Genomic DNA, 13,414 nt, shown 5'->3' on the forward strand with positions numbered 1-13,414 from the left:
ATCTGTCACCTATGTATCCGGTCATACAGAAGCGCCACCGGGCAATAATCACTGCGCAACGGGTGGGGCGATAACGTTACTACCTGATACCACACCCGCCTGCATGGTCTGCGTGACCTGCTGCTTCTCTGCATTCACCGCATGTAACTGGCCGTTGACTGTGGGCTTGAGCGACGTATCGGCCTGAATGTTGCCGCTGGCGGTGAGCTGAATGTTACCGTCACCGGAAAGCGGCAGTGCGGGCCAGCCCCACTGTTGCAGGATAGTCATTGGCACGCCGCGCCCGTTCAGGCTGACCTGTGCCTGACGCTGAGGCAGTTGCGAAATGCTGGCGGTGGCCTCCAGCAGCCCTTTTTCTGTATAGGCGCTTAGTTCGCTGATATTGATAGTACTGTTGTTCGCCGTTAGCGCCAGCGAAGGACGGCGCACATCGGTGCGATTAAAGGTGGCAGCTGCAGCGTTGAGCGTGGCGTTACCGCTCCAGATCCCCCACTGATTATTCTGTACCAGTCCGAGGTTAGCGCCGTAACCGTCCAGTGCGGTGAGTTGCCACGGGAAGGCCGGGTCGATGTCGATCACCAGATTACGGCTGGCGCTGAATTTCTTCAGCGTCAGGCTGTTTAGCCAGGCTGGCAGAGGCTTCATCCATAGCTGTTTCCAGTTTTCCGGTAGCGTATATTCCAGACCGGCAATCGCGGCATCGTCGAGAACCAGCGCTTTGTTGTTACGCATCCAGTTTCCGGATGTTCTGAGCATTCCCCCTTCCCAGCGGGTCGTGAACTGGCGCAGCGCAATGCCCTGCGGCGAGAACTCAGCGTTCAGAATCGGATCGAAGAAATGCAGTGAACCGTAGATAAACTCGCTGGCGTTCATCGACAGTTTTCCTTCCTGTGTTTGCCAGTCATCTTTGCTAAACGTCATGTTGCGCAAGCTCAGATCAAGGTCCGTGACCGCCCAGTCAGGACCTTGCAGACGGGCATCCGTCACTTCCAGACGACCAATTTGCAAGGATGGAATAGTGGTTAGCGGCGCAAAAAAGTCGGCCAGCGATTTGTCACTTTGCAGCCGGATATCGTTCAGGCGCAGATTCTCTACCACCCAGCTACCGTCGGTATTACGCTGCGCCACGCCGGTTAATGCGCCACGCGCGACGTCTGCGCCAATATTACTTAGCATCACCCGACCATGGTCAATGCTGCCTTCAATCAATACGTTGGTGGTGGGGACATCGTTCAGCGTCAATGAGCTGGCGCTGAGCTGAATTTGTGCTTTGCTGCCGAGAATTTTACCTGCCTCAGGGCTCCAGGGGATCACGCCGCCGTTCACGCGCTGGGCGCTCAGGTTCCACTCGCTGCCGGGGCTGTTGAGCGCCATATCCTGTAACTGCAGGCGATCGGCCTGGAACGGCAGCGGTGCGGTTTGTTGGGACAGATTCAGCGTGCCGTTTTGCAAGAGGATAGTGTCTACGTGCAACGGGTCGGTGATTTGGCGACTGCTCAGCCCGATGTCGACCGTTTTGGCGACCAGCGTCGCGGGCTGACCATCCCGGCCAAAGGTGACGTTTTCCAGCAGAATATGGGAAGGGGAAGAAAACCGGTGATCGATGGCATCAAAGGCCAGATGGTAGCTGCTGTTCTCCGAGACCCAGGCGCTGACGTGCTCTGCGCCCCAACGGGTTTGCAGTAGAAAATAAAGGCCGAGAATCGCCACTGCACAGGCGATCAGCACATAAAGAAGCAGCTTTCCAATAAATTTCATGGTCTTCCATCCCGCGAAGTGCACATAGTCAAGTTATGCACGATTTAGAGGCAATGCTCAAGGCGGGAATGGTGAAAGAGCGTTACAGCGGCGTTGATTCAGAACCAACGCCGCATTTTGCTTATTGCTTCTCTGGTGGGAACACCAGATTCAGAACGATAGCGGTGATACCGCCTGCGGCAATGCCAGAAGAGAGCAGATTTTTCACCCAATCCGGGGCAAATTGCAGAATCAGCGGCTGCTGGGAGACACCCAGGCCAACGGCCAGCGACAGCGCAATAATCAAAATAGCGCGGCGGTTCAGCGGCTCGCGAGACACAATACGCACACCAGATGCGGCGATAGTACCGAACATTACCAGGGTTGCGCCGCCCAGTACCGGTTCAGGAATATGCTGTACAAAACCGCTGACTGCCGGGAACAGGCCCAGTGCGATCAGCATCAGCGCCACCACAAAACCGACGTAACGACTGGCTACGCCTGTTAACTGAATGACCCCATTGTTCTGTCCAAAACAAGAGTTCGGGAAGGTATTGAACACAGCGGAAACAAACGAGTTCAGACCGTTCGCCAGCACGCCACCTTTCAGGCGTTTCATGTACAGCGGACCAGAAACCGGCTGTTCGGAAACATCGGAGGTCGCCGTAATATCACCGATGGTTTCCAGCGACGTAATCATAAAGACCAGCATCAGCGGCAGCAGTAAGCTCCAGTCGATGCCGAGGCCGTAGTACAACGGCGTTGGCACCATGATCAGGTCCTGGCTTACCGGTGCGGTATTTTGCGGCAGCATGTCCATAAACCAGGCCAGCAGGTAGCCTGCCGCCATCGCAATCACCAGGGACGCAACACGCAGGTACGGGTTGCGTTGGCGGTTAAGCAGGATGATCAGCGCCAGCACGACGCCGGCCAGCAGTAAATTCTTCGGTGCGCCAAAGGTGTTATCACTCATTGCGGCATAACCACCGCCAATCGACGTCAGACCCACCTGAATCAGCGACAGGCCGATAATCATCACCACCACGCCTGAGACCAGCGGGGTAATAATCCGCCGCGCCAGATGCAGTACACGCGAGATTACCATTTCAGTACAGCTCGCCAACATCAGCGTACCGAACAGGGCCGCCATCATGGTTGGGACATCTGCGCCACCGGTTTTTAGCGCCGTGCCACCCATAATCAGCGGCGCAACAAAATTAAAGCTGGTGCCCTGAATAGATAACAGTCCGGAACCAACCGGCCCCCAGGCTTTGATCTGAATGATAGAAGCTACGCCGGAAGCGAACAGCGACATACTGATAATGTGTTGAGTATCCTGAGCCGGTAAACCGAGCGCCTGGCAAATTAACAGCGCCGGGGTGATCACCGCAACGAACATGGCCAGCAGGTGCTGACAGGCGGCAAACAGGGTATGGGCTAGCGGGGGGCGATCTTCAAGACGGTAAATCAGTTCACTGTTGTGAGTCTGCGCAACCGGTTGCGCATTTGTTGACTCTACGGCGTTAACGGACATCAGAGGCAATCCCATGGTGGAAAAGCGGTGATTTTATCTGACCAGGGCGGAAAAGCAAACGTTTGCCAGTAGTTATTCTTAATATTTAAAACGGATAAACAAACTTTTTTATATAACTTTTCATCATTTTCTGCTTAAAATCCACCCCGAAAACTCAATAAGAGCTAAAAATCGGTCTGGAATGCATCGTGCGTGATTGTGCTAAACGCACTAATGGAGCTGTAAATGTTTTATCTCGATACGTTATCTACTCTGGTTGCGGCAACCCTTGTATTGCTGCTGGGACGTAAGCTCGTCCAGTCTGTCTCCTTCCTGAAAAAATACACCATTCCCGAACCTGTAGCCGGTGGATTGCTGGTGGCGATTGCGTTGCTGGTGCTGAAAAAAAGCATGGGCTGGGAAGTAAACTTCGATATGACCCTGCGCGATCCGCTGATGCTGGCGTTCTTCGCTACCATCGGCCTGAACGCTAATATCGCCAGCCTGCGCGCCGGTGGCCGCGTGGTGGGTATTTTTCTGATTGTCGTTGTGGGACTGCTGTTGATGCAGAACGCCATCGGTATCGGTATGGCGAGCCTGCTGGGCCTGGATCCGTTGATGGGCCTGATTGCAGGTTCGATAACGCTCTCTGGCGGACACGGAACCGGGGCTGCGTGGAGTAAGTTGTTTATTGAGCGCTACGGTTTTGCCAATGCGACGGAAGTCGCAATGGCTTGCGCAACCTTTGGTCTGGTGTTGGGGGGACTGATTGGTGGCCCGGTGGCACGCTATCTGGTTAAACACTCCACCACGCCTGACGGTATGCCGGACGATCAGGCTGTGCCGACCGCGTTTGAAAAGCCGGACGTTGGACGCATAATCACCTCGCTGGTGCTGATTGAAACTATCGCGCTGATCGCTATCTGTCTGACGGTAGGTAAAATCGTTGCGCAAATGCTGGTCGGAACGGTGCTCGAACTGCCGACCTTCGTCTGCGTGCTGTTTGTTGGTGTGATCCTCAGTAATGGCCTGGCACTCATGGGCTTTTATCGGGTGTTTGAACGGGCGGTTTCAGTGCTGGGCAACGTGAGCCTGTCGCTGTTCCTGGCGATGGCGTTGATGAGCCTGAAACTGTGGGAACTGGCATCTCTGGCGCTGCCGATGCTGGCGATACTGGTTGTGCAGACGATTTTCATGGCGTTGTACGCGGTATTTGTTACCTGGCGCATGATGGGCAAGAACTATGATGCCGCTGTTTTGGCTGCCGGCCACTGCGGTTTTGGCCTCGGCGCGACGCCAACGGCGATTGCTAACATGCAGGCAATTACCGAACGCTTTGGGCCATCCCATATGGCGTTCCTGGTGGTGCCGATGGTGGGGGCGTTCTTTATTGATATCGTCAACGCGTTAGTGATTAAACTGTATCTGCTGCTGCCAATTTTTGCGCAATAACGGCTGTGCGGCGGAGTAACATCCGCCGCGATAAGTCGATTATGCGTTGGAGTAACGTTCGGTTTCCGGCATCCAGCGCTCTATCAGCGCGGCAGCCTGTTGCGGATAACGTTCGTGAATATGGCGGGCTATACGCTGAACTTCCGGAATAATAGCCTGATCGCGCAATAAATCCGCTACTTTGAATTCTGCCGTTCCGGTCTGGCGCGTACCTAACAGCTCGCCGGGTCCGCGGATCTCTAAATCTTTTTGTGCAATCACGAACCCGTCATTGCTGTCCCGCAGAACCTGCAGGCGTTTCTGCGCCGTTTTTGACAGCGGCGATTTGTAGAGCAGGACGCAGTGGGAAGCCACGGCGCCGCGGCCTACGCGGCCACGCAACTGGTGCAGCTGCGCCAGGCCTAATCGCTCCGGGTTTTCAATGATCATCAGGCTGGCGTTTGGCACGTCCACACCCACTTCAATCACCGTGGTGGCGACCAGCAGATGTAATTCACCCTGCTTAAAGGCGGCCATCACCGACTGCTTCTCGGCGGGCTTCATGCGCCCATGCACCAGACCAATATTCAACTCTGGTAAGGCAAGCTTAAGTTCTTCCCACGTGGCTTCTGCCGCCTGAGCTTCTAATAAATCAGACTCCTCGATTAACGTACAAACCCAGTACGCCTGACGCCCTTCGTGGGTACAGGCGTTGCGCACACGGTCAATGATGTCGCTACGGCGGGTGTCGGGGATAGCCACCGTGGTGACCGGCGTACGCCCTGGCGGCAGTTCGTCAATGACAGACGTGTCGAGATCGGCATAGGCGGTCATGGCCAGCGTACGCGGGATCGGTGTGGCGGTCATAATGAGTTGGTGCGGGTGGAAACCCTGCTGCTGGCCTTTCTCCCACAGCGCCAGACGCTGATGCACGCCAAAACGGTGCTGTTCGTCGATAATCACCAGCGCCAGTCCGTTGAACTGAACTTGTTCCTGGAAAATTGCGTGCGTGCCGACAATCATCTGCACCTGACCGCTGGCGATGGCTTCCTGCTGTGCCTGGCGTGCTTTACCTTTTTGCTTACCCGCCAGCCAGCCCACTTCAACACCCAAAGGTTCGAACCAGGTGCGGAAATTATTTGCGTGCTGTTCAGCCAGCAACTCAGTGGGAGCCATCAGCGCTACCTGCTTACCATGCGCAATCGCGCGCAGGGCGGCAAGTGCTGCCACCAGCGTTTTACCGGAACCCACATCGCCCTGCACCAGGCGCATCATTGGGACATCCAGCGCCATATCGCGTTCAATTTCGGCTGTGACCCGTGCCTGCGCGCCAGTTGGCTTAAAGGGGAGCGCCGCCAGCAGTTGATCTTTCAGCCGATTGTCAGGACTCAGCGGTTGGGCGTGAAAACGTTGCGCTCCGGCGCGAAGCGCCAGCATGCTGAGATTGTGCGCCAGGAGTTCTTCCAGAATCAGGCGCCGCTGTGCCGGATGTTGCCCGGTTTCAAGATCGCTAAGCTGTAGCGTCGGCGGCGGGCGGTGCAATGTGCGCAACGCTTCCGGCAGGCTCATCATGCCTTGCAATAACTCAGGAGGTAAAAGCTCGGCAATGGCGCAGGTATCGAGCAGATCCAGCGCCTGATCGGTCAGTTTGCGCAGCGTTGCCTGCTTAACGCCTTCCGTGGTCGGATACACCGGTGTGAGCGTTTCCTGCAGTTCCGGCGTGTTGAGATCGCCCTGTACGCGGTATTCCGGATGGATCATTTCTGCGCCGTACTTGCCACGTTTAGCCTCGCCATAGGCCAGTACCCGACGCCCGGTGGCGAGGCTGTTTTTCATTGCTGCGCTGAAGTTGAAGAAGCGCATAGTGAGAATGCCGGAGCCATCGCTTATCTGGCAGGTCATCATCCGGCGGCCACCGAAAGTGATATTGCAGTTCAGCACTTCGCCTTCAACGGTGGCATAGACGCCCGGCAGCAGTTCACCAATGGGGTACAGATGAGTACGGTCTTCGTAGCGCAGAGGGAGGTGGAGCAGGAGGTCCTGCACGGTGTGCAAGCCAATTTTCGCCAGTTTACTGCTTTGTGCTGCGCCAACGCCCGTCAGAGAGTTGAGCGGGATGGCATCCAGTAAACGGCCTTTCATCGCGTTTATTTCGCAGACTGCATAGTGGCCCACCACGTTGCATCGGCTTCAATTTCGCCCTGCGTGTTTACGTGAGGGTAGGGAAGTCCTTTGCGCTTAGCGACATTCGCCAGCACCGGATAACCGCCTTCAAACAGCAGGCGCTGCTGCTCATCTTCCGGCAACATGCTGTTTTCTCGTCGGTACATGCCAGCATTTTGTCGCTGGCGCTGTGCTTCGTACAGAATCAGCGCAGAGGCAACCGAAACGTTCAGCGATTGCACCATGCCAATCATCGGAATGATGATATCCTGGTCCGCCAGATCGAGTGCTTCCTGAGTGATGCCGGTTTTTTCCTGACCCATCAGGATGCAGGTCGGTCGCGTGTAATCAATCTCGCGAAAATCGACGGCTTTATCAGAGAGATGGGTCGCCAGAACCTGCATGCCCTGGCTTTTTAACTGCGTGACCGCATCGCTAATGGTGGAGTGGGTCTTAACCTGCACCCAACTGTTACTGCCCGCGGCAGAAGAGGCCATGGTACGCATACGGCTACCCGGCCAGACGGCGTGGACTTCATGTACGCCGACTGCGTCTGCGGTACGAATGATCGCAGAAACGTTATGAGGTTTATGGACCTGCTCCATGCAGACGGTCAGATCGGGCTGACGCCTGGCAAGCATTTCGCAAATGCGCTCATAGCGTTTTGAGTTCATATCTCTAGTTTCGGTTGCGGGTGACTTTAATCACGTCCGGCATGACGCGGATTTTGCGCATAATATTCGCCAGATGCACGCGATCGCGAGCGGTCAGGCGAATAAAGGCGCTATAAACACGACCGTCTTTCTCTTCAGTATTCAGACTTTGAATATTGGAGGTCGTCGTGTTGATTGCCGCCGTCAGGTTCGCCAGAGCACCCTGGTGGTTAAACATATCCACCTTAATTTCGGTGATGAACTCCTGCTCTGTCTCTTTATCCCATTCCACCGCCATAAATTTCTCTGGCTCTTTCTGGTAGCCACGAATGTTACGGCAGGACTCATGGTGAATCACCAGACCTTTACCCGGACTGACGTGGGCAATGATCGGATCGCCAGGAATGGGACGACAGCATTTGGCGAAGGTGATCAGTACGCCGTCTGCGCCTTTGATTGGCAGATGACCATGACCAGATGGCGCAGGAACGTTCGCCGATGCTTCACCCTGCTGAAGGTTTTTCGCAACCACCACGCTCATGGCGTTGCCCAGACCGATTTCCGCTAACAGATCGTCAAGCGTGGCGAGCTTCATACGCTCAAGCTCACGCTGGATACTTTCCTGCGGGATTTCAGCCAGTTTACGGCTACCACCCAGGGCATGGTTAAGCAGTCGACGCCCCAGACTGACGGAATCATCGCGCTTAAGGTTTTTCAGCAGTTGGCGAATTTTTGCACGCGCTTTCGAGCTGACGACAAAGTTGAGCCATGCCGCATTCGGCCGGGCGCCTGGTGCAGTAATGATTTCAACGGTCTGACCGCTAAACAGCGGTTGGGAAAGCGGATAAGGCTGTCTGTCGACACGTGCGCCAACGCAGGCATGACCGATATCGGTATGTACGGCGTAGGCGAAGTCGACAGGCGTTGCACCGGCAGGCAACTCGACAATGCGCCCTTCCGGTGTGAAAACATAAATCTCATCCGGGAAGAGATCAGATTTAACGCTTTCAATAAATTCAAACGAGCTACCGGCGCTTTGCTGCAGTTCCAGCAGGCTTTGCATCCAGCGTTGGGCGCGGATTTGTGCCGTGGTGCTGGTTTCGCCATGCTCTTTGTACGCCCAGTGTGCCGCGACCCCCATCTCCGCCATCTGGTCCATGTCTTCGGTACGAATTTGTACTTCAACAGGCACGCCGTGCGGGCCGATCATTGAGGTATGCAAAGACTGGTATCCGTTCGCTTTGGGAATGGCGATATAGTCTTTCACGCGACCTGGACGCGGTTTGTACAGGCTGTGCATCTGACCGAGTACGCGATAGCAGGTATCGGAGTCATGAACGATGACGCGGAAAGCGTAAATGTCCATGATCGAGTGAAAACGCTGCTCTTTGAGTACCATTTTGCAGTAGATAGAGTACAGGTGTTTCTCGCGACCGCTTACGCGACACGGAATGCCTGCTTCCTGCAAACGCCCTTCGATTTCTGAGAGGATTTTTTGGATCATCTCTTTGCGGTTGCCGCGGGCGGCTTTTACCACTTCTTTAATCACGCGATAGCGGTTCGGGTACAGTGCTTCAAAACCCAGCTCTTCCAGCTCGGTCTTAATGTGATGAATACCTAAACGGTGCGCCAGCGGACTGTAGATTTCGAGGGTTTCACGGGCGATGCGGCGGCGCTTATCGGGGCGTAATGAGCCCAGCGTGCGCATATTGTGGGTACGGTCGGCAAGTTTGATGAGAATGACGCGGATATCCTGCACCATCGCCATAATCATCTTGCGAAAGTTTTCAGCTTGCGCCTCTTTCTTATCGCGAAACTTAAGCTTATCAAGCTTCGATACCCCTTCTACCAGCTCTGCAACGCTTTTACCAAAAAGCTGTTCCATATCCTGGTAGGTGGCCGGAGTATCTTCAATCACGTCATGCAGCAGCGCAGCCATCAGCGTTTCGTAGTCGAGTTTCATCTCGGCCAGAATGCAGGCTACCGCTACCGGGTGCGTGATATAGGGTTCACCGCTTGAACGTGTCTGGCCCTCGTGAGCGTCACGTGCAACGAGATACGCCTGCCGAAGACGCTTAATCTGGTCTTCCGGCAGGTAGTTTTGAATCAGCTGATTCAGGCTTTCAAACAGATACAAGGGCGACCCGCTTTGTGATTAACGACGACCTTCAGCAATAGCGGTAACGGCTTGTAATTCAGCGGCTTCCTGCTCTTGCTGTTCCTGGCGCTCACGCACGTCGAGGATCTGGTTGTTGATCAGACCTTCTTCGATTTCGCGCAGCGCGATAACGGTAGTTTTATCGTTTTCTTCCGGTACGAGCGGATCCTTTCCGCCTACCTGCATCTGACGAGCGCGACGCGCGGCGACCAGTACCAGGTCAAAACGGTTACCAATTTTCTCTACAGCGTCCTGAACAGTTACGCGTGCCATACTTAAAATGCTCCACAGGTGAAGAAATGACTGGGCATGATACTGAATGTGGGTTCAGTCTGCCAACAGTTTGCTGATTAAAGCGTCATGACGCTGCTTTTGGCGGCTCATGCGCAGACGTTCGGCGCGAATGATGGTTTTCAAATCGCCCAGGGCGGTATCGAAATCATCGTTCACAATAAGATAATCATATTCGGCGTAATGGCTCATTTCTGCAACAGCTTGCGCCATACGTTTTGCGATCACGTCTTCGCTATCCTGACCTCGACCACGAAGACGGCGGTCCAGCTCAATCTTAGATGGCGGCAAAATAAAAATACTGCGCGCATGCGGCATTTTTTGACGAATTTGCTGCGCACCTTGCCAATCGATATCTAAAAAGACGTCTACGCCGGATGCTAATACTTGCTCAATGGTCTCACGCGAGGTGCCGTAGTAATTACCGAAAACCTCAGCGTGTTCCAGGAACGCGTCTCTGCCAATCATGGCTCTGAATTCGTCATGGTTCACAAAGAAATAGTGTTCACCGTGCACTTCCCCCGGGCGCGGTGCGCGCGTGGTGTGCGAAACAGAAACCTGGGTGTCATACAACGGTTGGGTCTTTAATAAAGCCTGAATCAGGCTGGATTTACCCGCGCCACTGGGGGCAGAAACAATATAAAGCGTGCCTTGAGCCATGAGTATCTTAATGTATGTGATTGTCGAAAGAGAGCCTACATACGGGCTTATTATACACGTAGCCGCTATGTGACGTAGCCTTTGTCACACTTTTTGCGCATGTTTATTGCGTTTTGCGTACCCGTTTCCCGTTTTACCGGCAATTTGCAGCAATACGTCAAAATGTCAGGGAGGCTGCTCGCACGATGAATTTTTGTCGCTCTGTTTCGGTTGCACTCCGCGCTATACCTGTCGGGAAGCACATTGGTTAACGGAGGTAATATGGGGCGATGGAAATGCCTTGGCATAGTTTTACTGGTCTGGAATTTGCCGGTCTGGGCGGTATGCCCGGTCTGGTCTCCAGCCCGGGCAGGCGAGGAAATTTCACGATTACAGCAGCAGATAACACGGTGGAATGACAGTTACTGGAAACAGGGTGTCAGCGCCGTTGATGACGGCGTTTATGACCAGCTCAGTGCGCAACTCATCCAATGGCAGCGCTGTTTTGGCGATGATGCTCCACCAGATCTGTCTGCGCCTCCAATAAGTGGCACAGTCCCGCATCCAGTGCCTCACACGGGGGTCCGTAAGCTGGCAGATAAGCAAGCGTTACAGCAATGGATGCGTGTGCGCAGCGATCTCTGGGTACAACCAAAGGTCGACGGCGTGGCGGTAACGCTGGTCTATCGCAATGGCAATCTGGTAAGAGCGATTAGCCGAGGTAATGGCCTGAAAGGTGAAGACTGGACGCAAAAGATTCTTCAGATCCCTTCCGTACCACACACAACCAAAGGTCTGCTGGCGAACAGTACGTTGCAGGGCGAGATTTTTTTACAGCAGGAAGGGCATATCCAGCAACAGAGCGGGGGAATGAACGCACGTTCAAAGGTCGCTGGAATGATGATGCGCCAGAGTAACCCGGAATTGTTACGCTCGTTGGCTATTTTTATCTGGGCCTGGCCTGATGGTCCGGCGGTCATGTCGGAAAGGCTGGAACAACTCACTTCTGCCGGGTTCAGTTTCACGCAACGCTATACCCAGCCCGTGAAAAATGCGGACGATGTCGAGCATGCCCGTGCCCGGTGGTGGACTTCGGCACTCCCTTTTGTGACGGATGGCGTCGTGGTGCGATCGGGGAAAGAACCGCAAGCGCGATACTGGTTACCCGGGCAGGGAGACTGGCTGGCGGCGTGGAAATATCCGCCCGTGGCTCAGGTATCCGAGGTCACAGATATTCAGTTTTCAGTCGGTAAAAGTGGGAAAATTGCCGTAGTCGCGCTGCTGGCACCCGTCATGCTGGATGATAAGCGCGTACAACGCGTGAATATTGGCTCTGTACGTCGCTGGAATGAATGGGATATCGCGCCTGGAGATCGGATCCTGATAAGCCTGGCCGGACAGGGGATCCCTCGTATCGACGAAGTGGTCTGGCGCAGCACTCAACGCACTAAGCCAGCGCCGCCTGAGGGGCGCTTCAATTCAATGACCTGCTTTTATGCCACGCCGGCGTGTTATGAGCAGTTTATTGCCAGACTGGTTTGGCTGGGCGCGAAAGGAGTGCTGGAATTAGAAGGTATTGGTGAAGCGGGATGGCGTGACCTTCATCAGGCGTATCACTTTGAACATATCTTTTCCTGGCTCGGATTAACTCAGGAGCAGCTCCAGTCCACATTAGGCGTAAGCAAAGGGGAGAAGATGTGGCATCAGTTCAACCTGTCGCGCCATCTTCCGTTCACACGTTGGGTTATTGCCATGGGAATACCGTTAACACAGGCAACCCTGAATGCCAGTCGGGATGCTTCGTGGCAACAATTGCAGGACCGTGATGAGCAAAGCTGGCGGCAGCTCCCTTTAATGGGGGAACGCCGGGCACGACAGATCATTCAGTGGCTGGAGACCAGGGAGGTCATAGCGCTGAGCAACTGGCTGGCTGCTCAGCGTATTACGGGCTTTATACCTTAATGACCTTCATGGCGATAATAAAATACCGGCAGGCCCAACTTCAGGCGCAGCGCCAGTAACCGGGCGGTAAAGCCGAAGAGTAGGGTAGAGATAACCACCACATCGTGGCTGGAAACGTAATGTTGCAGCACGATGTAAAGCACGGCAGCGGCAAAAGAAACTCCAGCATACAGTTCTTTCTGGAACACTAATGGAATGCGTTTGCAGAACATGTCGCGTAACACGCCACCGAAGACGCCGGTAGTGACCGCAGCGACCACGGCGATAATCGGCCCGTGGCCCATATCCAGTGCCACCTGTGCGCCAATAATAGAAAAGACCACCAGGCCCAGCGCATCCAGTACAAGGAATATTTTACGCAGATAGGGCATGACAGGAGCGATAATGGTGGTGAGTACCGCAGCGGCCGCCACGATAATGACGTATTCAGGATGCTTTACCCAGCCAAGCGGATAGTGGCCGAGAAGAATGTCGCGTACCGAACCACCGCCGATGGCGGTCGCAGTGGCAATAATAATAACGCCAAATGTATCCATACGGCGACGCCCCGCCGCAAGCGCGCCTGTCATGGCTTCGGCAGTAATACCAATTAAATATAAAACGTGTAACAGCATGTATTCCCCCTGATGTGCTGGGGGCTAAGGTTATCGATTTGTGCGCATTGTCACGATTGAGATTTTCTAAGGTGAAACGATTTTAATAACTACAGCTAATGTGAATATGTCAGAAATGCGTTATGGCATGCTGTTTAAAATGTGGTGGATGATAATAAACGATGAGAAAATATAATTCGAAGTAAAGGAGCGGAAGCGAAACGCCGGGAAAAATACGTAGTCCCGCCGTTTACTGGCGGGCTACGTTGAGTAA

The 13,414-nt window shown here is 54.3% G+C and carries 10 protein-coding genes; 2 read left to right on the top strand and 8 right to left on the bottom strand.

Annotated features, from left to right (window positions below; all coding sequences use genetic code 11):
• Positions 1-48: 48 nt before the first annotated feature.
• A complete protein-coding gene (locus FDX04_RS00745) occupies positions 49-1,758 on the bottom strand; it encodes an AsmA family protein (protein WP_137360310.1) in 1,710 nt (569 codons plus the stop codon).
• 121 nt (positions 1,759-1,879) lie between these two features.
• Positions 1,880-3,271: a xanthine/proton symporter XanP gene (xanP, locus tag FDX04_RS00750; RefSeq protein WP_137370334.1), complete on the bottom strand. Its 1,392-nt coding sequence runs from the start codon at positions 3,269-3,271 to the stop codon at positions 1,880-1,882.
• Positions 3,272-3,496: 225 nt separating this feature from the next.
• On the opposite strand from xanP, the gene gltS reads away from it, so the two are divergent.
• A complete protein-coding gene (gene gltS / locus FDX04_RS00755; RefSeq protein WP_042311549.1) occupies positions 3,497-4,702 on the top strand; it encodes a sodium/glutamate symporter in 1,206 nt (401 codons plus the stop codon).
• Between the two features lie 39 nt (positions 4,703-4,741).
• Here gltS and recG read toward each other — a convergent pair whose 3' ends face one another.
• The 5 genes from recG to gmk are packed head-to-tail and all read right to left on the bottom strand — an operon-like array spanning position 4,742 to position 10,606.
• Entirely contained in the window at positions 4,742-6,823 is a 2,082-nt protein-coding gene (gene recG, locus FDX04_RS00760; RefSeq protein ID WP_042311552.1) for an ATP-dependent DNA helicase RecG, read from the bottom strand.
• A gap of 5 nt (positions 6,824-6,828) precedes the next feature.
• Entirely contained in the window at positions 6,829-7,518 is a 690-nt protein-coding gene (gene trmH, locus FDX04_RS00765) for a tRNA (guanosine(18)-2'-O)-methyltransferase TrmH (protein ID WP_137370335.1), read from the bottom strand.
• 4 nt (positions 7,519-7,522) lie between these two features.
• Positions 7,523-9,634 (bottom strand): bifunctional GTP diphosphokinase/guanosine-3',5'-bis pyrophosphate 3'-pyrophosphohydrolase, encoded by a 2,112-nt coding sequence (gene spoT / locus FDX04_RS00770; RefSeq protein ID WP_137360308.1) that lies wholly within the window; start codon positions 9,632-9,634, stop codon positions 7,523-7,525.
• 18 nt (positions 9,635-9,652) lie between these two features.
• Complete coding sequence (rpoZ, locus tag FDX04_RS00775; RefSeq protein ID WP_000135058.1) at positions 9,653-9,928, bottom strand: DNA-directed RNA polymerase subunit omega; 276 nt, start codon at positions 9,926-9,928, stop codon at positions 9,653-9,655.
• A gap of 54 nt (positions 9,929-9,982) precedes the next feature.
• The gene (gene gmk / locus FDX04_RS00780; RefSeq protein ID WP_042311556.1) at positions 9,983-10,606 is read right to left on the bottom strand and encodes a guanylate kinase; all 624 of its coding nucleotides are present in this window, start codon (positions 10,604-10,606) and stop codon (positions 9,983-9,985) included.
• Between the two features lie 261 nt (positions 10,607-10,867).
• Here gmk and ligB point away from each other — a divergent pair, with 261 nt between their 5' ends.
• Entirely contained in the window at positions 10,868-12,547 is a 1,680-nt protein-coding gene (gene ligB, locus FDX04_RS00785) for an NAD-dependent DNA ligase LigB (RefSeq protein WP_137360307.1), read from the top strand.
• On the opposite strand, the gene FDX04_RS00790 is transcribed toward ligB, so the two are convergent.
• Positions 12,544-13,161, bottom strand: a complete 618-nt coding sequence (locus FDX04_RS00790) for a trimeric intracellular cation channel family protein (RefSeq protein ID WP_038635410.1) — start codon at positions 13,159-13,161, stop codon at positions 12,544-12,546. The two genes, ligB and FDX04_RS00790, sit on opposite strands and share 4 nt — an antisense overlap.
• Positions 13,162-13,414: the final 253 nt, after the last annotated feature.

Origin of the sequence: Citrobacter sp. wls615, assembly GCF_005281355.1 — a bacterium.
In the GTDB taxonomy this organism is placed as follows: Bacteria; Pseudomonadota; Gammaproteobacteria; order Enterobacterales; family Enterobacteriaceae; genus Citrobacter; species Citrobacter werkmanii.

What these genes read in the sequence shown, in the direction of transcription:
- FDX04_RS00745 (WP_137360310.1), bottom strand. Translation starts at nt 1,758, where the DNA reads ATGAAATTTATTGGAAAGCTGCTTCTTTATGTGCTGATCGCCTGTGCA.
- xanP (WP_137370334.1), bottom strand. Translation starts at nt 3,271, where the DNA reads ATGTCCGTTAACGCCGTAGAGTCAACAAATGCGCAACCGGTTGCGCAG.
- gltS (WP_042311549.1), top strand. Translation starts at nt 3,497, where the DNA reads ATGTTTTATCTCGATACGTTATCTACTCTGGTTGCGGCAACCCTTGTA.
- recG (WP_042311552.1), bottom strand. Translation starts at nt 6,823, where the DNA reads ATGAAAGGCCGTTTACTGGATGCCATCCCGCTCAACTCTCTGACGGGC.
- trmH (WP_137370335.1), bottom strand. Translation starts at nt 7,518, where the DNA reads ATGAACTCAAAACGCTATGAGCGCATTTGCGAAATGCTTGCCAGGCGT.
- rpoZ (WP_000135058.1), bottom strand. Translation starts at nt 9,928, where the DNA reads ATGGCACGCGTAACTGTTCAGGACGCTGTAGAGAAAATTGGTAACCGT.
- gmk (WP_042311556.1), bottom strand. Translation starts at nt 10,606, where the DNA reads ATGGCTCAAGGCACGCTTTATATTGTTTCTGCCCCCAGTGGCGCGGGT.
- ligB (WP_137360307.1), top strand. Translation starts at nt 10,868, where the DNA reads ATGGGGCGATGGAAATGCCTTGGCATAGTTTTACTGGTCTGGAATTTG.
- FDX04_RS00790 (WP_038635410.1), bottom strand. Translation starts at nt 13,161, where the DNA reads ATGCTGTTACACGTTTTATATTTAATTGGTATTACTGCCGAAGCCATG.